The sequence below is a fragment of the Streptomyces sp. NPDC054866 genome (assembly GCF_053610745.1).
The window spans coordinates 85458-103015 of record NZ_JBSGZA010000005.1; the positions used below are offsets into that span (position 1 = coordinate 85458).

Sequence of the window (17558 nt, forward strand, 5' to 3'; positions counted from 1 at the left end):
CACCGGCATCCGTCCTACCGCTTCGCGTGCCGCCCGCGTGCCGCCGGGGCCGCCCCGGGGGCGTCGCCCTCGGCCGCGGCCGCCTTCTTGGACTTGCTGCGCGCCCGCAGGAACTCGACCGCGATCGGCACCACCGAGATCAGGACGATCAGGATGAGGATCGCCTCGATGTTCTTGTGCACGAAGTCGACGTTGCCGAGCCACGCGCCGAGCATCGTCACGCCGGCGCCCCAGAGGATGCCGCCGATGATGTTGAACGTGATGAACGAGCGGTACCGCATGCCGCTGACGCCCGCGATGATCGGCGTGAACGTCCGCACGATGGGCACGAAGCGGGCCAGGACCAGGGACTTCGGGCCGTACTTCTCGAAGAACTCGTGCGCCTTGACCACGTTCTCCTGCTTGAACAGCTTGGAGTCCGGGCGGTTGAAGAGCGCGGGGCCGACCTTCTTGCCGAAGAGGTAGCCCGCCTGGTCGCCGAGGATCGCGGCGATGCAGATGAGGACGACACAGAGCCAGAGCGGGAAGTCGAGCTGCTTCGTCGTGATCAGCAGGCCCGTCGTGAACAGCAGCGAGTCACCCGGCAGGAAGAAGCCGATGAGCAGGCCCGACTCGGCGAAGACGATCGCGAGCAGACCCCAGACCCCGAACGTGTTCAGGAGGTAATTCGGATCCAGCCAGCTTGGTCCGAGCGCAAGCGTCGTCACGGTTCGGGGCTCCTGTGGGTGAGAGGGCGATGCGGCGGGGGGATGGCCGCCCAAAGCTACCAACGCGGGGTGTCGTGCCCAGGTTCCACTGTTCTCCCCAGGGTGCACTGTGCGTGTTCTGGGGCAAAGCTGTGTGCCATGGGTATCGAAGACTTCGGCGGTGGCACCGACCCGCACTCCGACGTACTGGTCGTGACGACGAACGACGTACCGGGCTACCGCGTACAACAGGTTATCGGTGAGGTCTTCGGCCTCACCGTTCGCTCCCGGCACTTGGGCAGCCAGATCGGCGCGGGCCTCAAGTCCATGATCGGCGGCGAGCTGAAGGGCCTCACGAAAACGCTGGTGGAGACCCGTAACCAAGCGATGGAGCGCCTCATCGAGCAGGCACGCGCGCGTGGCGGCAACGCGGTCCTGATGATGCGCTTCGACGTCACCGAGGCCGCGGACGTGGGCACTGAGGTGTGCGCGTACGGCACGGCGGTCGTGATCGTCCAGGAGCAGTGACGTAAGGGGCACCCGCCACGGGCGGGTGCCCCTTACCGTTCCCCACCGGGCCCCGAGCCGAGCCCCGGCCCCTGCTCAGCCGTTCCGCGCCGCGTTCGCCACGATCGCGTCCCGCATATAGACCGCGAGCCCCGGCCGGATCGCCTCGTAGGTGGCCGTGAACCGCTCGTCCGCCACGTACATCTCGCCGAGGCAGGTGTGGAGCTCGTGCGGGCAGGTGTAGTGGAAGCGCGTGATGGAACGGCGGTGTTCCTCCGCGACGTCCATCGCCTCCGCCGAGTCCGCGGGCAGGCCCTGGGCAAGCAGGTCGCCCATGCGTGCGTGCACCGCGGCGAACTCGTCGTTGATCCGCTGCCAGTCCTCCTTGGTGTACGAGGCGGCCTTGCGCTGCGATTCCTTGTAGGCGTCGGTTTCGCCCCAGCGGCGCTCGACCTCGTCCGCGTACTGGTCGGGGTCGTGGTCCCCGAAGACCTCGAACTTCTCCTCGGGCGTGAGGTTGATGCCCATCTTCTTCGCCTCCATGGCAGTCTCGACGGCGGCGGCCATCTCCTGGAGCTTGGTGATCCGGGCGGTCAGCAGTTCGTGCTGACGGCGCAGGTGCACCCGTAGGTCTGTCTCCGGGTCGTCCAAGAGGGCCGCCACCTCGTCGAGGGGGAAGCCGAGCTCCCGGTAGAACAGGATCTGCTGCAGCCGGTCCAGGTCGGCGTCGCTGTAGCGCCGGTGGCCCGCGTGGCTGCGCTCGCTGGGCACGAGCAGGCCGATCTCGTCGTAGTGGTGCAGCGTGCGCACCGTCACCCCGGCGAAACCGGCGACCTGTCCCACGGAGTAGCTCATGGCTTCCGCCTCTCTCTCGGTACGCACCTCAGCCTGGGTCCTCACGTCACGTGAGGTGCAAGTGCAGTCCCCGGCAGCCGCCCATATCCTCACCAGCAGAGGGCATGAAAGCCCCGTACAGGGACAAAAGGAGACCGCCCATGCCGCTCCACCGCAGCGAGGACCCGAACGGCGGCTCCAAGGAGCGACGCACCCTCGCGGTGAACCCCTTCTACGGAGAGGCCAACCCGGTCAGCGGCATGACCGAGGCCCCGCCCAAGCACCGCCTTCCCGACGGGCCGCTGCCGCCCACGACGGCGTACCAGCTGGTGCACGACGAGCTGATGCTGGACGGCAACTCACGGCTCAACCTCGCCACCTTCGTCACGACGTGGATGGAGCCGCAGGCCGGCGTCCTCATGACGGAGTGCCGGGACAAGAACATGATCGACAAGGACGAGTACCCGCACACCGCCGAGCTGGAGCGGCGCTGCGTGGCCATGCTCGCCGACCTGTGGCACGCGCCGGACCCGTCGGGCGCGGTCGGCTGCTCGACGACGGGGTCGAGCGAGGCGTGCATGCTCGCCGGGATGGCACTCAAGCGCCGCTGGGCCAAGGACGAGCGGAACCGCGACCGCTATCCGTCGCCCACCGCACGCCCGAACCTCGTCATGGGCGTCAATGTCCAGGTCTGCTGGGACAAGTTCTGCAACTTCTGGGAGGTCGAGGCGCGGCAAGTCCCCATGGAGGGCGACCGGTTCCACCTCGACCCGGTGGCCGCCGCCGAGCTCTGCGACGAGAACACGATCGGTGTCGTGGCGGTGCTCGGCTCCACCTTCGACGGGTCGTACGAGCCGGTGGCCGAGCTCTGCGCGGCCCTCGACGACCTCCAGGAGCGCACGGGGCTCGACATCCCCGTGCACGTCGACGGCGCGTCCGGCGCGATGGTGGCGCCCTTCGTCGACGAGGACCTGGAGTGGGACTTCCGGCTGCCGAGGGTCGCCTCGATCAACACGTCGGGCCACAAGTACGGCCTGGTCTATCCGGGTGTCGGCTGGGCGCTGTGGCGGAACGCGGACGCGCTGCCGGAGGAACTGGTCTTCCGGGTGAACTACCTCGGCGGTGACATGCCGACGTTCGCGCTGAACTTCTCCCGTCCCGGCGCGCAGGTCGCCGCGCAGTACTACACGTTCCTGCGCCTTGGCCGCGAAGGCTTCCGTGCGGTCCAGCAGGCGGCCAGGGACGTCGCCCGCGGCCTCGCGGACCGCATCGAGGCGCTGGGCGACTTCCGGCTGATCACCCGCGGGGACCAGCTGCCGGTGTTCGCCTTCACGACGCGGGACGACGTGAAGGCGTACGACGTCTTCGACGTGTCCCGGCGCCTTCGCGAGCGCGGCTGGCTGGTCCCCGCGTACACCTTCCCGGCCCACCGCGAGGATCTGGCGGTCCTCCGCGTGGTCTGCCGCAACGGCTTCACGGCCGACCTCGCGGAGCTCTTCCTGGCGGATCTGAGCAGCCTGGTGCCCGAACTGCGGCGCCAGCCGCACCCCTTCACCCGGGACAGGGACGCGGCCACGGGGTTCCACCACTGAGAGGCCTACGGGGAGCTACTTGCTGAGCCCCCCGAACCTCCGCACCGCCAGCGGCATGAACACCCCCACGAGCACCACGGGCCACACCACGGCAAGCAGCCCCGCGTGCTCGGCGGCCCATGAAGTGCCCACCACCCCGGGGTCGTTGCCGAACAGGTCACGCACCGCCGTCGCCGTCGCCGACATCGGGTTCCACTCGACCGTCGCGCCGAGCCAGCCCGGCATGTTCTGCGGGACCGTGAAGGCGTTGGAGAGGAAGCCGACCGGCCAGACGAGGATCTGCACGGCCATGACCAGCTCCGGCTTGCCCGCGACCATCGCCAGGTGGATGCCGATCCACAGCATCGCGAACCGCAGCAGGAGCAGCAGGCCCACCGCGCCGAGCGCCGCACCGAACGAGCCGTGCCAGCGCCAGCCGATCGCGAGACCGACGCCGATCATGACGAGCAGCGAGGCGAGCGACTGGAGCATGTCCGCGACCGAACGACCCACAAGGACCGCGCCGTTGGTCATCGGCATGGACCGGAAGCGGTCGATCACGCCCTTGTTGAGGTCCTGGGTGACGGCGACCATCGTGGCGTCCAGGCCGAAGGCCATGGTCAGCGCGAACATGCCGGGGACCAGGAACTCGGCGTAGTCGCCCGCGATGCCCTTTCCGCCGCCGATCAGGTAGTTGAACATCAGCAGAAGCATCACCGGGAAGACCAGGCCGACGAGGACCTGCACGGGCTGCCGTGCCCAGTGGGCCAGTTCGCGCCGCGTCATGGTCCAGGAGTCGATCGCGGCCCACTTGGCAGGCGTGCCACCCGCCGCCGGTGTACGGCTGATCGTCATCGTGCTCACACGGCCTCCTTCGCATGTTCCTGCGTACGTTCCTGGTCCTCCGCGGGGCCCGTCAGGCGCAGGAACACCTCGTCCAGGGTCGGCCTGCGCACCGCGATGTCCTCGGCCTCGACACCGGCGTCGCGCAGGGCCTGTACGACCCCGGTGAGCGCCTCCATGCGGTCGGCCACGGGCGCGCTGGCGAGGCGGCGGTCCGCGTCCAGGGTGGCGTCGCCGGGCAGAAGCCTTCCCGCGAGCTCCAGTTGGGCCGCGTCCCGCACCACCACGTCGATCCGGTCACCGCCCGTCTTCGACTTCAGCTCGTCCGCCGTGCCGTCCGCGATGACCCGGCCCCGGTCGATCACCGAGATGCGGTGGGCGAGCTGGTCGGCCTCTTCGAGGTACTGCGTGGTGAGCAGGACCGTGGTGCCTCCGTCGACCAGCGAGCGCACCGACTCCCAGACCTCCGTACGGCCCCGGGGGTCGAGCCCGGTCGTCGGCTCGTCCAGGAACAGCACCTCGGGCTCCGTGATGAGCGAGGCCGCGAGGTCCAGGCGGCGCCGCATGCCGCCGCTGTACTGCTTGACCGCCTTGCGTCCCGTATCCCCGAGCCCGAACCGCTCCAGGAGCTCATCGGCCCGCACGCGCGCGTGCCGTGCGCCCAGGTGATGGAGCCTCCCGAACATGTCCAGGTTCTGCCGGCCGCTCAACTCCTCGTCGAGCGCCGCGTGCTGACCGAGCAGACCGATGCGCCTGCGCACCTCGTCCGGCTGCCGTCGCACGTCGTACCCGGCCACTTCCACGCGGCCCTCGTCCGCCCGCAGCAGCGTGGCGAGCACCCGCACCGCCGTGGTCTTGCCCGCGCCGTTCGGGCCGAGCACACCGTGCACCGTGCCGCGCCCGACCGTCAGGTCAAGGCCGTCGAGCGCCCGCTTCTCCCCGTACCGCTTCCGTGCGCCCTCGACGACGATCGCGTCCGTCATCCGTCTCCCTCCGAGCTCCCGCATCCTCGTAGTCAAACTTGACTACGAGCCCAACGCGAAGGAAGGTATCCCCGAACCGAGGATTAGTCAAACTTGATCAGAGCTGCTCCAGTCAAACTTGATCAGAGCTCGTCCCCCGCGTGCGGCTCCCCGGTCCCGAACGGGTTCTCCTCACCCTCGGCGAGGACGCCGACGAACGGCTCGCCCTCCCCCGCGAACGTGTACGCACCGCCCTCGATCCGCTGGATCAGGCCGCGCGTCCACTCCACACCCCCGTCGGCCGTGTGGACCCAGAGGTTCATGATCTCGCCGATGTGCCCGAGCTGCTCCGGGCCGTCCTCGGGGATGTAGTACTCGGTGACGGATCTGCGCCACTCCTCGATGCCCCGCACCCGCTGCTTCAGCAGATCGACCGCCTCGCCGCGGGGCAGGTCGACGATGAAGCCGAGGGCCGCCGAGAGCATGTCGGTCCGCTGGTCGTACGAGACCAGGTTGGCCCGCAGCAGGTTCAGGTACTCCTCGGTGCCCGCCTCCGTCACCTCGTACTCCGTGCGCGGCGGGCCGCCCGCGGTGGACGGGGCGACCTCGTGCGCGAGCAGCAGGCCCTGCTTGGCCATCTGCTTCAGCGCGTGGTAGATCGAGCCGGGCTTGGCGTTGGACCACTCGTGGGCGCCCCAGTACTCCAGGTCGTTGCGCACCTGATAGCCGTGGGCCCGCCCGTGCTGCCGGACGGCGCCGAGGACAAGAAGTCGGATCGCCGACATCAAAGACACCTCCTTCTAATCAATTTTGATTAGAGTAGCGGGTATGGCCGAGACAATGATCCCCCTGCTCCCCTGCCATCAGCTCGACGAGACGCTCGACTTCTACCAGGCCATCGGTTTCGAGGTGACCTTCCGCCAGAAGGCGCCCAATCCGTTCGCCGTGGTCCGGCGCGGCGACATGGAGCTGCAGTTCTTCCAACTGAAGGGCTACGACCCGCAGGCCTCCTACAGCACCTGCTACGTCCTGACCGACCGCGTCGACGCCCTCCACGAGGCCTTCCGTACCGGGCTCAAGCAGGCCCTCGGACGGATACCGACCCGCGGCCTGCCCCGGATCGGGTCCGTGAAGGACATGAGCTACGGCGTACGGCAGTTCCTGATGACGGACCCGGCGGGCAACTGCGTCCGCATCGGGCAGCCCATCGCCGACTCCTTCGAGCACGCCCCGGTGCCGAAGGAGAGGTACGCGCGCGCCCTGCACCAGGCAACGCTCCTGGGCGCGTCCAAGGAGGACCACGCGGCGGCGGTCCGCATCATCGACCACGCGCTCGCCGCCGACGGCACCCCCACCCCGCAGCAGCTCCAGGAGCTCCACGCGCTGCGGGCGGAGATGGCCGCGCACCTCGGCGAGGGGCCCGAGCCCGGCTAGCTCCAGCTCTCGCCGCGCTCCAGGGCCACCAGCTCGAACGCCGTCCTGCCGTCGAGGGTCTCGCGGATGATGTCGGCGTGGCCCGCGTGCCGGGACATCTCGGTGATCAGGCGGAGCAGCACCCACCGCATCGACACGTCCTCCTTCGGGAACCACGGCTGATCGGGGAGCGCGAAGGTCTCGTCGAGTGTGGGCAGGGAGCGGATGAACTCCTCGGTGCGGTCGGCGACTTGGCGCCAGTACGCGAGCGCCGACTCGACCGTCTCGCCCTCGATCAGGCGGAAGCACTCGTCCCAGTTCGCCTCGGTGCGTTCGACCGCGGGGGCGACGCCCTTCGCCCGCGAGATCCAGCCCTCCTCGACCTCCGCGACGTGCTTGAGCAGCCCGGAGAGCGAGAGCTCGCTGGCGCTCGGCTTCGTCGCGGCCTGCTCGTCGGTCAGGCCGATCAGGGCCCTCCGGATGCCGCCGCGCTCGGCGTCGAGGAAGGCGAGCAGCGCGCCGCGCTCGTCGCCGGGGGCCTCTGCGTTGACGTGGGTGACCATGGGGTCCGCCTCTCGGAGCCTGTGGAGCTGTGGAGCCTGCCGGGCTTTCCGACACCACTGACGTTACGGACCCTTGCGGTCAGGTTCTGTCCGCAAGGGTCCGCAGAGGTCCGGGAGTGTCCGGGAGTTCACGACGTGACGTACGCGAGAGGACCCCAAAGGGCGCTCAGAAGGGGAACTGGGAGCGTCCGTGCTGCACCGAGATCCACTTCTGCGTCGTGAACGCGTCCACCGTCGACTCGCCGTTCAGACGACCGAGACCCGAGTGCTTCTCGCCGCCGAAGGGCACGATCGGCTCGTCGTGCACGGTGCCGTCGTTCACGTGGAACATGCCGCTGTTGATCCGCCGCGCGAACCGCACGCCGCGCTCGACGTCGGCCGTGTGGACGGCGCCGCTGAGCCCGTAAGGGGTGTCGTTGGCGATGCGTACGGCCTCTTCCTCGCCGTCGAAGGGCACGAGCAGCGCCACCGGTCCGAAGATCTCCTGCTGGAGGGCCGGGGAGTCGGCCGGCAGGTCCGTCAGGACGGAGGGGGCCACCAGATTGCCGTCGGCGCGGCCGTGCAGGAGGACCTTCGCGCCCGCTGCCACCGTCTGGTCGACGGTCTTGGTCACCGCGTCCGCCTGCGAGGAGTTGATCAGCGGGCCGATGTGGGTCGCCGGGTCCGCCGGGTCGCCGACGTTCAGGGACGCGACCTTGGCGACGAACTTGTCGGTGAACTCCGTTTGCAGCGACCGGTCCACGAGGATGCGGTTGGCCGCCATGCAGACCTGGCCCTGGTGCACGAAGCGGCTGAAGACCGCCGCGTCCACGGCGTAGTCGATGTCCGCGTCGTCCAGGACGACCAGGGCGCTGTTGCCGCCGAGCTCCAGGATCGACCGCTTGAAGTTCGCGGCGCAGACCGTGCCGACGTGGCGGCCCACGCGGTCCGAACCGGTGAAGGAGATGACACTCGGCACCGGGTGCTCGATGAACGCGTCACCGATCTCGGCTATGTCGGTGATGACCACGTTCAGGACGCCGGCCGGCAGGCCCGCGTCCTCGAACAGCCTCGCGAGGAAGCTGCCGCCCATCACCGGAGTGTTCTGATGCGGCTTGAGCACCACCGCGTTGCCGAGGGCGAGCGCCGGGGCGACCGTCTTCAGGGACAGCAGCAGCGGGAAGTTGAAGGGGCTGATGACCCCGACCACGCCGACCGGCTCACGGTAGACGCGGTTCTCCTTGCCCTCGCCGGGCGACGGCAGGATGCGGCCCTCGGGCTGAAGCGCGACGTGCACGGCCTCGCGCAGGAACTCCTTGGTGAGGTGGATCTCGAAGGCGGCCTTGAGCCGGGTTCCGCCCAGCTCGGCGACGATCGCCTCGGATATCTCTTCCTCACGGTCCTCGATGATGCGCAGAGCACGCTCGAAGACCCCGCGCCGGACGTAGGGGCTGGTCGTGCCCCAGTCCCGCTGCGCGCGTTCGGCCGCTCGGTAGGCCTGGTCCACCTCGTCGGCCGTCGCCACGGTGATCGACGCCAGCTTCTCCCCGTTGTACGGATTGAAGTCGATGATGTCCCAGGAGCCGGAGCCGGCCTTCCACTCACCGTCGATGTACTGGTGAGCCAGGTCAGTGAAGAAGGACATGAGACCCCTTGCCGCAAGGTGTGCAGACAGCTGATTTCACGTCATCGTACTGACCGGTCACGTCAGTTGGAGCAGACCTCGCAGAAGATCGCGACTATCGGCCGGATTCGGGCTGTCGCTCTGCAACTCGCCCACCACCCGCTCGTACTGGCCGACTTCCTCGGGCTTGTCGAGGTACAGGGCCCCCGTCAGCTGTTCCACGTACACGACGTCCGAGAGGTCCGATTCCGGGAAGCGCAGCATGGTGAACGCTCCGCTCTCGCCCGAGTGCCCACCGAAACTGAACGGCATGACCTGAAGAGTGACATTCGGCCGTTCGGAGATGTCGATCAGATGCTGGAGCTGACCCCTCATCACTTCCCGGTCCCCGTACGGGCGTCGGAGCGCCGCCTCGTCGAGTACGCAGTGGAAGAGTGGCGCGCGCTCGGAGATGAGCAGCTTCTGGCGTTCGAGGCGCAGGGCGACGCGGCGCTCGATGTCGGCCTTGCTCGCGCCCTTCATGCCGCGCGCGACGACCGCGTGGGCGTATGCCTCGGTCTGCAACAGGCCGTTGACGAACTGGACTTCGTAGACGCGGATGAGCGAGGCGGCGCCTTCGAGACCGACGTACGTCTGGAACCAGCCCGGCAGGACGTCCGAGTAACTGTGCCACCAGCCTGCGAGGTTGGCTTCCTTGGCGAGTGAGAGCAGCGCGACGCGCTCGGCCTCGTCGGTGACGCCGTACAGCGTCAACAGGTCCTCGACGTCCCTGGACTTGAAGCTCACCCGTCCCAACTCCATGCGGCTGATCTTCGATTCGGAGGCTCGGATCGAGTAGCCGGCCGCTTCACGGGTGATGCCGCGCGATTCCCTCAGGCGCCTGAGTTGCGAGCCAAGGAGCATGCGCCGTACGACCGAGCCGCTCGACTCCCCTGCGGTCACTTCGCTCAATCCTCCCCATCACTTGGAAGCCAGCAGTCTGCCATTAAACGCTTCAGGCCGTACTCATCCGGTTACAGAAACGGAAAGCCTTCGGAAGTCCTCCACAAGAAGTCGTAGGAAGAAATGGGCAAGAAGTGGCACGGGAACGACCAAGTCCGGCGCGTGCACGTGCATCTGCCCTTGCATCTGCTGTACGCATTCGGAACCATGGTCCGCGCGCCACCGCTGTATCGACGTCGCACCGAGCTGTACGGAGCTGTGCCGAGCCGTATGGCCGAGCTCTACGGATGCGTCGCGTCGCCGCTGTACCGACCGCACCACCGCTCCATCGCTATGTACCGCGAAACCGGGGAGTGCCTCGCATGGGGACGAATGGATCGACCATGCTCGAGCCGTTACGGCAGGGGCTTCCCCCACTCGACCCCTCAGCCGTCTCCAGCGCCGCGTCCTGCTCCCTGCCCGCCCGCTATGAAGCGGTGGGCAGCGCACGGCAGTTCACCCGCAAGACGCTGTGTCAGTGGGAACTGGAAGAGCGCTTCGACGACATCGCCCTCGTCGTCTCCGAACTGGTCACCAACGCCCTCAGACACGCCCTGCCGTCGGACACCCCGCGCGACCACGGCCCGCCGGTGCGGCTGCACTTGATGCGCTGGACCTCGCGTCTGGTGTGCGCGGTGCGCGACCCCAGTGACGACAGCCCGGTCGCGCGCGAGACCGACGACGACTTCTCGGCCGAGTCGGGCCGCGGCCTGTTCCTGGTGGACTCGTTCAGCGACAGCTGGGGCTGGCACCCGCTCGCGGGCGCGCTGCGGGGCAAGGTCGTGTGGGCGTTGTTCCAGCTGGCGTAGCGGGACGTGTAGCGGGACTGTTCATCCCTTGGCTCATCCCTTGGCGTGCCTCTGTAACGGGGCCGGCCACCTGTCAGATCAGGTGGTCGAACTCGCCGTCCTTCATCCCGAGCAGCATGGCCTCTATCTCGGCGCGCGTGTAGACGAGCGCCGGGCCGTCGGGGAACCGCGAGTTCCGTACGGCGACGTCGCCGCCCGGCAGTTTCGCGAACTCCACGCAGGCGCCCTGCGAGTTGCTGTGCCTGCTCTTCTGCCAGACCACCCCGTGAAGCTCCGTGGCAGCCATGCCGTTAAACACGTGATGCACAGTCGCTCCCCGGTGGTGGTGCAGTGCCTGGTGTGGCTCTAGATCGCTCTGGACAGCTCTAGATGCAGTGGTCAACTGTCCCGGATCATAGCTGTGTTCACATGCCGATGCATGGGCAGATGCACGTGCACGCGGGGTGCTCTCTTGGTTACAGCTCTGTCAGCACCTGCCCCAGACTCCGCATGGCATGCGAACGCCATCCCCCGTCCATGATCTTCCTTGCCATCATCTGCGCCGGGTCGTCCGGGTCGAAGCCTTCATGTACTAGGAAGAGACGCGTACCGCGCCCTTCCTGTTCCAACGTCCACGTAATGGTCCAGCCCGAAGGGTTCGCGGGATCGGCGTCGGCCCACCGGACCGAGTTCCGGCTCGGTCAGCGCGCGCCAGACCTTGGCGGGAGGGTGCGGAAAGAACTGATCCAGATGAAGGGTCGTGAGGTCATCGGCGCTCATGACTGATCATCGTCGGGCATGCGGTCGAGCACATCGCCGAGCCCCTTCAGCCTGTCGCGCCAGAACCGCTCGTACGGGCTGAGCCACTCCTGCACCTCGGCCAGCGGCACCGCCTCAAGACGGTAGATGCGCTGCCGCCCCGACCGCTCCTCCGAGACGAGACCGGCGTCACGCAGCACCTTCAGATGCTCGGAGAGGCTGGGGCGGCGCATGTCGAAGTGGTCGGCGAGCGCCTGGACGGGCTGCGGCCCCTCGTCACGCAGGAGGCGGAGGACTTCGCGCCGGGTGCCGTTGGCGAGCGTGGCGAAGAGCTGGTCCTCGTACTGGACCTCGTGCTGGTGGTCCTGGCCCGGGGCCGCTTGTGAACCCTGGCGCTCGCCGGTGGTGACCATGGCCGTCAGAAGCCTTCCTTCTCCGTCAGCAGCATCCAACCGTTGCCGTCGGAGCCGGGCACGAAACCAACCGCCCATCCCCGACAATAGGTAGGCGTTTCCCTACGAGTCAAGCGTAGGGAAACGCCTACCTATTGCGATCCATGCCTCAGCGGGACGAGCCCGAGCCGTACGGCAGCAGCGCCATCTCCCGGGCGTTCTTGATCGCCCTGGCCAGCAGCCGCTGCTGCTGGGCAGACACACGGGTGACCCGGCGGCTGCGGATCTTGCCGCGGTCCGAGATGAACTTCCGGAGCAGCTCCGTGTCCTTGTAGTCGATGTACGTGATCTTCGCCTGGTCCAGGGGGTTGGGACGTGGCTTCTGTTCGCGGCCGGACGGCTTACGGGGGGACATTCAGACCTCCAGGAGGGTGTCGAAGGCAGGGGGCAGGTGCTTCCAGGCGTCGCGTCCCGCGGCGTACTCCTCGTCGGTCAACAGGCAGGACTCCAGGACCTCTTCGAGCCCCTCGCGGTCCAGGCCGGGCGACGTGAACACCAGGTGCTGGCAGCAGTCGCCGTGCTCGGGATGCCAGTCGAGCGCGGCCGCGGCGCGGCGCACCGGCGGCACCATCTCCCAGGCGGCGTCCGGCAGCGAGGCCAGCCAGGGCCCCGCGCTCTCCACGCACAGCGCACCGCCCGCCGCGTCCCAGCCGAGCAGCGTGTCCGGATGGTCGGCCAGCCAGAACCTCCCGCGGCTGCGGGCCGCCGCACAGGTCAGGTCCTCCAGGGCCTGATAGAGCCGCTCCGGGTGGAAGGGCCGGTCCCGGTGCCATACGAGGGTGGCGACCCCCGCCTCGTCGGCGTCGGTCGGCAGCAGCGCACAGGACGGATGCTGGGCCGCGGCCGCCGCCTCGACGTCGAATCCGGCGAGCGCGGCAGCCGCCAGGTCCCCATGACCGCTGATCGGGACCTGGCGGGCGGTCGGGTGGAGCTGGGCGAGGAGGGCGCGGTCCTCGTCGTCGGCGTCCGGGGAATCCGCGACGGCGAGGACGGGGGCGTACTCGAGCTGGCGGGCCCAGGTGTCGGCGACCGTGCGCTGATCCGTGGTGGCCGCGGCGAGCCCGGCCTCCATGAGGTCGTCGCCGTTGCCGAGGTAGGGCAGGAGGAGTGCCGGGTCGACGGCCGTGATCACGCCGCTGAGCCGCAGCCCCTCGTGCCCGTGCGCCGTGATGACCTCCGCCATCGCCTTGGGCTCGACGGAGTCCCACAGCTCGACGACCGCGAGCCGCGTGAGGCCGGAGTCCGCGAGCCGTTCGAGCTCGGGCACCAGGTCCTCGCGCAGGGCGCAGCACGCGCAGTCGTTGACCAGCGGCGCCTCGCCGGTGGAGAGCACTCCGGTGGCGTCGCGCACCGTACGCACGACGGTGCCGCGCACGGCCGTGGCCAGGTCGTGGTGGAGCGCCACGCTCCCCGGCACGGCGGCCAGGAGCCGCTCGACGGTTTCCTTGCGGGCGTCGGAGTGGAGACCGCCGACGATCGCGATGTCCATCGCTCTCGTCTCCCCCATCCCGCCCGTCTCGCTCATCTCACTCATCGCGCGCCGTATCGGCGTTCGAAGCGCTCCACGCGGCCCGCGGTGTCCAGGACCTTGGCCGTGCCCGTGTAGAAGGGGTGGCTCGCGGAGGAGACCTCGACGTCGATGACGGGGTAGGTGCGCCCGTCCTCCCACTCGACCGTCTTCTCGCTGGTCGCGGTGGACCGGGTGAGGAAGGCGAAGCCGGCGGACTTGTCACGGAAGACGACGGGGCCGTACGGCGGGTGGATGTCCTTGCGCATGACGGTCAGCGCTCCTCTCGGAAATCGACGTGGCGCCCGACGACCGGGTCGTACTTGCGCAGCGTCATGCGGTCGGGGTCGTTACGGCGGTTCTTGCGGGTCACGTACGTGTAGCCGGTGCCGGCTGTGGACCGGAGCTTGATGACGGGGCGGAGTTCGTTGCGAGCCATGCCGCTAGTGTATGAAAATGAATCCCGTTTTCAAAACGGTTCCGCAGGGGAGCCCCTCCCCATGACCGAGAGGTGCGTCACCATGTCCGCCCACTGCCAGCTGACCGGCGCCACGCCGGGCTTCGGCAACCAGATCTCCCACTCGCACCGGCGTACGTCACGCCGGTTCGACGTCAACGTCCAGCGCAAGCGGTACTGGCTGCCCAGCGAGGGCCGCTTCGTACGGCTGCGGCTCAGCGCCAAGGGCATCAAGACCGTCGACTCCATCGGCGTCGAGGCCGCCGTCGCCAGGATCCGTGCGCGCGGGGTGAGGATCTGATGGCCAAGAAGAGCAAGATCGCGAAGAACGAGAAGCGGCGCGAGGTCGTCGCGCGGTACGCCGTGCGGCGGGCCGAGCTGAAGGAGATTCTCCGGAGCCCCTCGACCGGCGAGGCCGAACGGCATGCCGCCCAGGCCGAGTTGGCGCGGCAGCCGCGGGACGCGAGCGCGACGCGCGTACGCAACCGGGACAGCGTCGACGGTCGCCCGCGCGGATACGTGGGGAAGTTCGGCCTCTCCAGGGTGAAGCTGCGTGACCAAGCGCACGCCGGATTCCTCCCCGGGGTGCGCAAGTCGTCCTGGTAGCTTGGCGCGCGATTTCACTGACCTGATCCGAGCGTCATACAGCTTCATGTAGGGGGACTTCAGTGCGCACGCACGTCCGGAACGTACGTATCGGTGCCGCGGCGGCGGGTCTTGTCGCCGCCCTTGTCCTGACCGGTTGCAGCAGTGACGGCGGCGACGGGAACGGGGACGAGGGCAAGGACAAGGGGTCGAGCTCGGCGGGTTCCTCCGCCGGGGCCGACGGGTCCGAGACGCCGGACGAGGGTGGTGCGGACTCCGGTGCGGACTCCGGTGCCGGGGACGGCAGCTCCGAGGGCAGCTGGGTCGCCACCGCCGACGGGAATCCGCTGGCCCTGGTCATCGCCGGGAAGCAGGCGACGCTGCTCGGGGAGAACGTCCTGTGCAGTGGGACCGCTGGTGGCGATGCGATCAAGCTGAAGTGCGCCAAGGGTGACTCGGACCGCACCGAGGGCACGGTCGAGTCGGTCAACGGCACGTCGATGACGGTCTCTTGGCAGGGCGCGGGCGAGGATCAGTTCACGAGGACCAAGGGCGGAAAGCTGCCGGAGGGGCTGCCTACGGCGGGGCTTCCGCAGTCCTGAGGAGCTGGCGCGGCTTTCTCTGGGCGTGATGCGGTCAGCGGGCCGTGGGACCTTGATCGGGGTCCTGCGGCCCGTTGCTGTCTTTTTCCTTCAGTACGGCCGTGTCCGTTTGTGTGGCTGTTTCTGAGCCGTCCACCAGCATGGGCGGTGGTGCCGTGTCCAGGGCGTCCGACAGCTCTTCGAGGGTCGCGAGGAGGAGGCCCGCTCCCCTGCGTACGACCCGGTCGGGGACGCCCTCGCCGTCCCACTCGTCGAGAGCCTTGCGCACGGCTTCCCACTTCGGGACGCGGCGCTCACGTACGGCCTTCGCGCCGTCCTCGGTCGACTTGCGCAGGGCCTCCGCGAGGCGGGCGGCCGCGGGGACGGGGGTGGCGTCGCGGTCCGGGAGGTGGGCCTCCATCAGCATGGCCACGCGGCCGAGTTGGGCGAGGGCGTCCTCGGCGTCGGCGGCAGCGGCGCGGGAGAGGCCGCGGTGACGTACCGGCTCGTTCTTGGCGCGGGCCGAGGCTTCCTGCCAGGCGATGCGGGCGTCGCGGGCGGCGAGGAGCGCCTCGCGGACGTCCGGGCAGGAGCTGCCCGCGGGGTCGGCGTAGCGGCTGACGACGGCAGCGGCGTAACGGCCGTCCGCGACCAGCCAGTCGGCGAGGCGGTTGCGCAGGCGCGGGGTCTCCCAGGCCGGGTACACGGCGTACGCGATCATCGCGAGGACGCCGCCGAGGAGGGTGAGGACGACGCGTTCCGGCACCGTCTGCGTCCACTGCTCGCCGCCCATGCCGAGCAGGAACACGACGTACGCGGCGACGCAGGCCTGGGCGGCGACCTGGCCCGTGCGCATCAGCAGGTACATCATCCCGGCGCAGAGCACGGCGAGTGCCGCGGAGAGTTCGGTACCGGGGTCCGCCAGCTGGACGAGTCCCGTGGCGAGGGCCACCCCGACGAGGGTGCCGCCGAAGCGGGCCACCGCGCGGGAGTACGTCTGCGAGAAGTCCGGGCGCATCACCATCACGGAGGCCATGGGGGCCCAGTAGCCGTGGCCGAGAGGAAGCCAGGTGCCCAGGAGGTACCCGGCGGCGGCCACCGCGGTGACGCGGATCGCGTGGCGGGTGACGGGGGATTCGTGGCGGCGGCGGAGCTCGCTTCTTATGGCGCGGAGGGCGGCGGGGAGGAGGGCGGGGAGGGTGGGGCGGAGGAGGGGGGTTGGAGTTGGAGTTGGAATTGGGGGCGCGGGTGAGGGCTGGGGGGCTTCTGTGGGGGGTCTGCCCGCTGTTTCGACCACGTCGCGCAGCAGTGCCGCCAGGCGTTTCGCCGCTCTTTGCGCCGGGCCGGTGAGGATGGCCCCGGTGTCCGGGGTCCGGAGGGTCGCCATGGCCGCGGGTGGGATCTTGACGGGTTCGCCGTGCCGGATGGCCCTCGCCGCCGCGTCCAGGATCGCGCCCGCCGCGGCCAGGATCTCGCGTACGCGGTCGCGTTCGGGGCCTTCTTCCGGTACGCCCACCGCGGGGTCGGCCAGGGAGGCGAGTACCGGGCGGATGCGTTCCGCCACGCCGCGGGCGCCGTGGAGTTCGGCGGGGCGGGTGCGGGCCTGACGCGGGGTGATGGTCGCCGCGTCGCGGGCGGCCATCAGGGGTTCGGGGTCGAAGTCGGCGTGGGGGTCGTGGCGGAGGCGGCGGGCGTAATCGGCCTCGGCCGCGAGGGCGTCGGCGAGGGCGTCGCGTTGGGCGCCCCATCTGCGTACGGGGAACAGGACCACGAGGGCGGCCTGGACGGCGCCGCCCACCACCATCATCGCGGCGTGGCCGGCCGCGGCGGCGAGGGAGCCGGGGAGGGTCACCGTGACCAGCATGATCGCGACGTTGGAGGAGGCGATGATGCCGATGGTCGGGCCCGCGGCCCAGCTCAGGCCCGAGAGGAAGGTCCAGAGGGCGAGGAGGGCGAGGAAGAGGAGGGTGTGGGAGCCGGTGAGGTAGCCGAGGAAGGTGGAGATGGCGAGGCTCGTGCCGGAGGCCAGGGCCAGTTCCGGGCGGGGGCGCCAGCTGCGTTGGAAGGTGGCGATGGCGGCCTGGTAGGCACCGAAGGCCGAGCTGGCGGCTACGGCTGGTCCGAAGAGGGTGAGGCTGACGCCGATGACGACGGCGAGGCCGGCTGCGCCGCGGAGGGCGATGAGGGGTTCAAGCCGCTTCCGCTCGACGGTCAGCCCCGAGCGGCTGGTCTCCTTCAGCGCTCGAAGCCAGGTCACTCTGTGATGATACGGGGCATATCGGGCTGGGTTGGCTTGGGTGGGGGGCTTCGGGGGGCGGGGGCGGTGCTGGCCGTGGGTGGGTGCGGGGGCGGTGCGTGTGTGGGTGCGGGGCCGGGTCGGCTGCGGGCGCGTGGTGCGCTGTGGAGCCGGCCGTGTGTGGGTGCGGGGCCGACTACGGGCGAGGCCTGTTCGGCGGGGGCGCGCTG

Annotated in this window: 22 protein-coding genes and 1 pseudogene; 7 read left to right on the forward strand and 16 right to left on the reverse strand. The window is 69.4% G+C overall.

Annotation, left to right across the window (positions count from 1 at the left end):
- Window positions 1–14 precede the first annotated feature (14 nt).
- Window positions 15–707, reverse strand: a complete 693-nt coding sequence (locus ACWGI2_RS25270) for a DedA family protein (RefSeq protein ID WP_453697804.1) — start codon at window positions 705–707, stop codon at window positions 15–17.
- A gap of 138 nt (window positions 708–845) precedes the next feature.
- Here ACWGI2_RS25270 and ACWGI2_RS25275 point away from each other — a divergent pair, with 138 nt between their 5' ends.
- A complete protein-coding gene (locus ACWGI2_RS25275) occupies window positions 846–1214 on the forward strand; it encodes a YbjQ family protein (protein WP_453397058.1) in 369 nt (122 codons plus the stop codon).
- Window positions 1215–1289: 75 nt separating this feature from the next.
- On the opposite strand, the gene ACWGI2_RS25280 is transcribed toward ACWGI2_RS25275, so the two are convergent.
- On the reverse strand, window positions 1290–2048 hold the full coding sequence (locus tag ACWGI2_RS25280; RefSeq protein WP_453697806.1) for a MerR family transcriptional regulator: 759 nt from the start codon (window positions 2046–2048) through the stop codon (window positions 1290–1292).
- A gap of 140 nt (window positions 2049–2188) precedes the next feature.
- Between ACWGI2_RS25280 and ACWGI2_RS25285 the strand changes: the two genes are divergently transcribed.
- A complete protein-coding gene (locus tag ACWGI2_RS25285) occupies window positions 2189–3619 on the forward strand; it encodes a glutamate decarboxylase (protein ID WP_453397056.1) in 1431 nt (476 codons plus the stop codon).
- A 15-nt stretch (window positions 3620–3634) separates the two neighbouring features.
- On the opposite strand, the gene ACWGI2_RS25290 is transcribed toward ACWGI2_RS25285, so the two are convergent.
- The 3 genes from ACWGI2_RS25290 to ACWGI2_RS25300 all read right to left on the reverse strand — a co-directional run bounded on the left by ACWGI2_RS25290 (window position 3635) and on the right by ACWGI2_RS25300 (window position 6188).
- The gene (locus ACWGI2_RS25290) at window positions 3635–4453 is read right to left on the reverse strand and encodes an ABC transporter permease (RefSeq protein WP_453698287.1); all 819 of its coding nucleotides are present in this window, start codon (window positions 4451–4453) and stop codon (window positions 3635–3637) included.
- 5 nt (window positions 4454–4458) lie between these two features.
- Window positions 4459–5424, reverse strand: coding sequence for an ATP-binding cassette domain-containing protein (locus ACWGI2_RS25295; protein WP_453697808.1), 966 nt, complete (start codon window positions 5422–5424; stop codon window positions 4459–4461).
- Window positions 5425–5546: 122 nt separating this feature from the next.
- Window positions 5547–6188: a PadR family transcriptional regulator gene (locus ACWGI2_RS25300; protein ID WP_453697810.1), complete on the reverse strand. Its 642-nt coding sequence runs from the start codon at window positions 6186–6188 to the stop codon at window positions 5547–5549.
- A gap of 43 nt (window positions 6189–6231) precedes the next feature.
- On the opposite strand from ACWGI2_RS25300, the gene ACWGI2_RS25305 reads away from it, so the two are divergent.
- The gene (locus tag ACWGI2_RS25305) at window positions 6232–6837 is read left to right on the forward strand and encodes a bleomycin resistance protein (protein ID WP_453697812.1); all 606 of its coding nucleotides are present in this window, start codon (window positions 6232–6234) and stop codon (window positions 6835–6837) included.
- On the opposite strand, the gene ACWGI2_RS25310 is transcribed toward ACWGI2_RS25305, so the two are convergent.
- The 3 genes from ACWGI2_RS25310 to ACWGI2_RS25320 all read right to left on the reverse strand — a co-directional run bounded on the left by ACWGI2_RS25310 (window position 6834) and on the right by ACWGI2_RS25320 (window position 9924).
- Window positions 6834–7379 carry a DinB family protein gene (locus ACWGI2_RS25310; protein WP_453697813.1) on the reverse strand — a complete coding sequence of 182 codons (546 nt, stop codon included), beginning with the start codon at window positions 7377–7379 and terminating at the stop codon, window positions 6834–6836. The genes ACWGI2_RS25305 and ACWGI2_RS25310 overlap by 4 nt on opposite strands.
- Before the next feature lie 166 nt (window positions 7380–7545).
- On the reverse strand, window positions 7546–9003 hold the full coding sequence (locus ACWGI2_RS25315; RefSeq protein WP_453397051.1) for an aldehyde dehydrogenase family protein: 1458 nt from the start codon (window positions 9001–9003) through the stop codon (window positions 7546–7548).
- A 57-nt stretch (window positions 9004–9060) separates the two neighbouring features.
- A complete protein-coding gene (locus ACWGI2_RS25320; protein ID WP_453397050.1) occupies window positions 9061–9924 on the reverse strand; it encodes a helix-turn-helix domain-containing protein in 864 nt (287 codons plus the stop codon).
- A 362-nt stretch (window positions 9925–10286) separates the two neighbouring features.
- Here ACWGI2_RS25320 and ACWGI2_RS25325 point away from each other — a divergent pair, with 362 nt between their 5' ends.
- The gene (locus tag ACWGI2_RS25325) at window positions 10287–10772 is read left to right on the forward strand and encodes an ATP-binding protein (protein WP_160506374.1); all 486 of its coding nucleotides are present in this window, start codon (window positions 10287–10289) and stop codon (window positions 10770–10772) included.
- Between the two features lie 73 nt (window positions 10773–10845).
- Here ACWGI2_RS25325 and ACWGI2_RS25330 read toward each other — a convergent pair whose 3' ends face one another.
- The 7 genes and pseudogenes from ACWGI2_RS25330 to rpmG form a co-directional block, all read right to left on the reverse strand.
- The gene (locus ACWGI2_RS25330) at window positions 10846–11079 is read right to left on the reverse strand and encodes a DUF397 domain-containing protein (protein ID WP_336605851.1); all 234 of its coding nucleotides are present in this window, start codon (window positions 11077–11079) and stop codon (window positions 10846–10848) included.
- A gap of 148 nt (window positions 11080–11227) precedes the next feature.
- Window positions 11228–11531 (reverse strand): annotated as a pseudogene (locus ACWGI2_RS25335) (SRPBCC family protein).
- Complete coding sequence (locus ACWGI2_RS25340) at window positions 11528–11923, reverse strand: ArsR/SmtB family transcription factor (protein ID WP_453397049.1); 396 nt, start codon at window positions 11921–11923, stop codon at window positions 11528–11530. The pseudogene ACWGI2_RS25335 and the gene ACWGI2_RS25340 overlap by 4 nt, the downstream one beginning before the upstream one ends.
- A gap of 148 nt (window positions 11924–12071) precedes the next feature.
- The gene (gene rpsR / locus ACWGI2_RS25345; protein ID WP_453397047.1) at window positions 12072–12317 is read right to left on the reverse strand and encodes a 30S ribosomal protein S18; all 246 of its coding nucleotides are present in this window, start codon (window positions 12315–12317) and stop codon (window positions 12072–12074) included.
- Window positions 12318–13496, reverse strand: a complete 1179-nt coding sequence (locus ACWGI2_RS25350; protein WP_453697815.1) for a CobW family GTP-binding protein — start codon at window positions 13494–13496, stop codon at window positions 12318–12320.
- Window positions 13493–13738 carry a type B 50S ribosomal protein L31 gene (locus tag ACWGI2_RS25355; protein ID WP_160506368.1) on the reverse strand — a complete coding sequence of 82 codons (246 nt, stop codon included), beginning with the start codon at window positions 13736–13738 and terminating at the stop codon, window positions 13493–13495. Before ACWGI2_RS25355 ends, ACWGI2_RS25350 begins: the two co-directional genes overlap by 4 nt.
- Before the next feature lie 5 nt (window positions 13739–13743).
- Window positions 13744–13908 carry a 50S ribosomal protein L33 gene (rpmG, locus tag ACWGI2_RS25360; RefSeq protein ID WP_003999141.1) on the reverse strand — a complete coding sequence of 55 codons (165 nt, stop codon included), beginning with the start codon at window positions 13906–13908 and terminating at the stop codon, window positions 13744–13746.
- 82 nt (window positions 13909–13990) lie between these two features.
- Between rpmG and rpmB the strand changes: the two genes are divergently transcribed.
- The 3 genes from rpmB to ACWGI2_RS25375 all read left to right on the forward strand — a co-directional run bounded on the left by rpmB (window position 13991) and on the right by ACWGI2_RS25375 (window position 15113).
- Window positions 13991–14227, forward strand: a complete 237-nt coding sequence (gene rpmB / locus ACWGI2_RS25365) for a 50S ribosomal protein L28 (protein ID WP_160506367.1) — start codon at window positions 13991–13993, stop codon at window positions 14225–14227.
- Window positions 14227–14532, forward strand: a complete 306-nt coding sequence (gene rpsN / locus ACWGI2_RS25370; protein ID WP_453397045.1) for a 30S ribosomal protein S14 — start codon at window positions 14227–14229, stop codon at window positions 14530–14532. Before rpmB ends, rpsN begins: the two co-directional genes overlap by 1 nt.
- Before the next feature lie 62 nt (window positions 14533–14594).
- Window positions 14595–15113, forward strand: a complete 519-nt coding sequence (locus ACWGI2_RS25375; protein WP_453397044.1) for a hypothetical protein — start codon at window positions 14595–14597, stop codon at window positions 15111–15113.
- Window positions 15114–15147: 34 nt separating this feature from the next.
- Here ACWGI2_RS25375 and ACWGI2_RS25380 read toward each other — a convergent pair whose 3' ends face one another.
- Window positions 15148–17349 carry an FUSC family protein gene (locus ACWGI2_RS25380; RefSeq protein ID WP_453697816.1) on the reverse strand — a complete coding sequence of 734 codons (2202 nt, stop codon included), beginning with the start codon at window positions 17347–17349 and terminating at the stop codon, window positions 15148–15150.
- Between the last annotated feature and the right edge of the window lie 209 nt (window positions 17350–17558).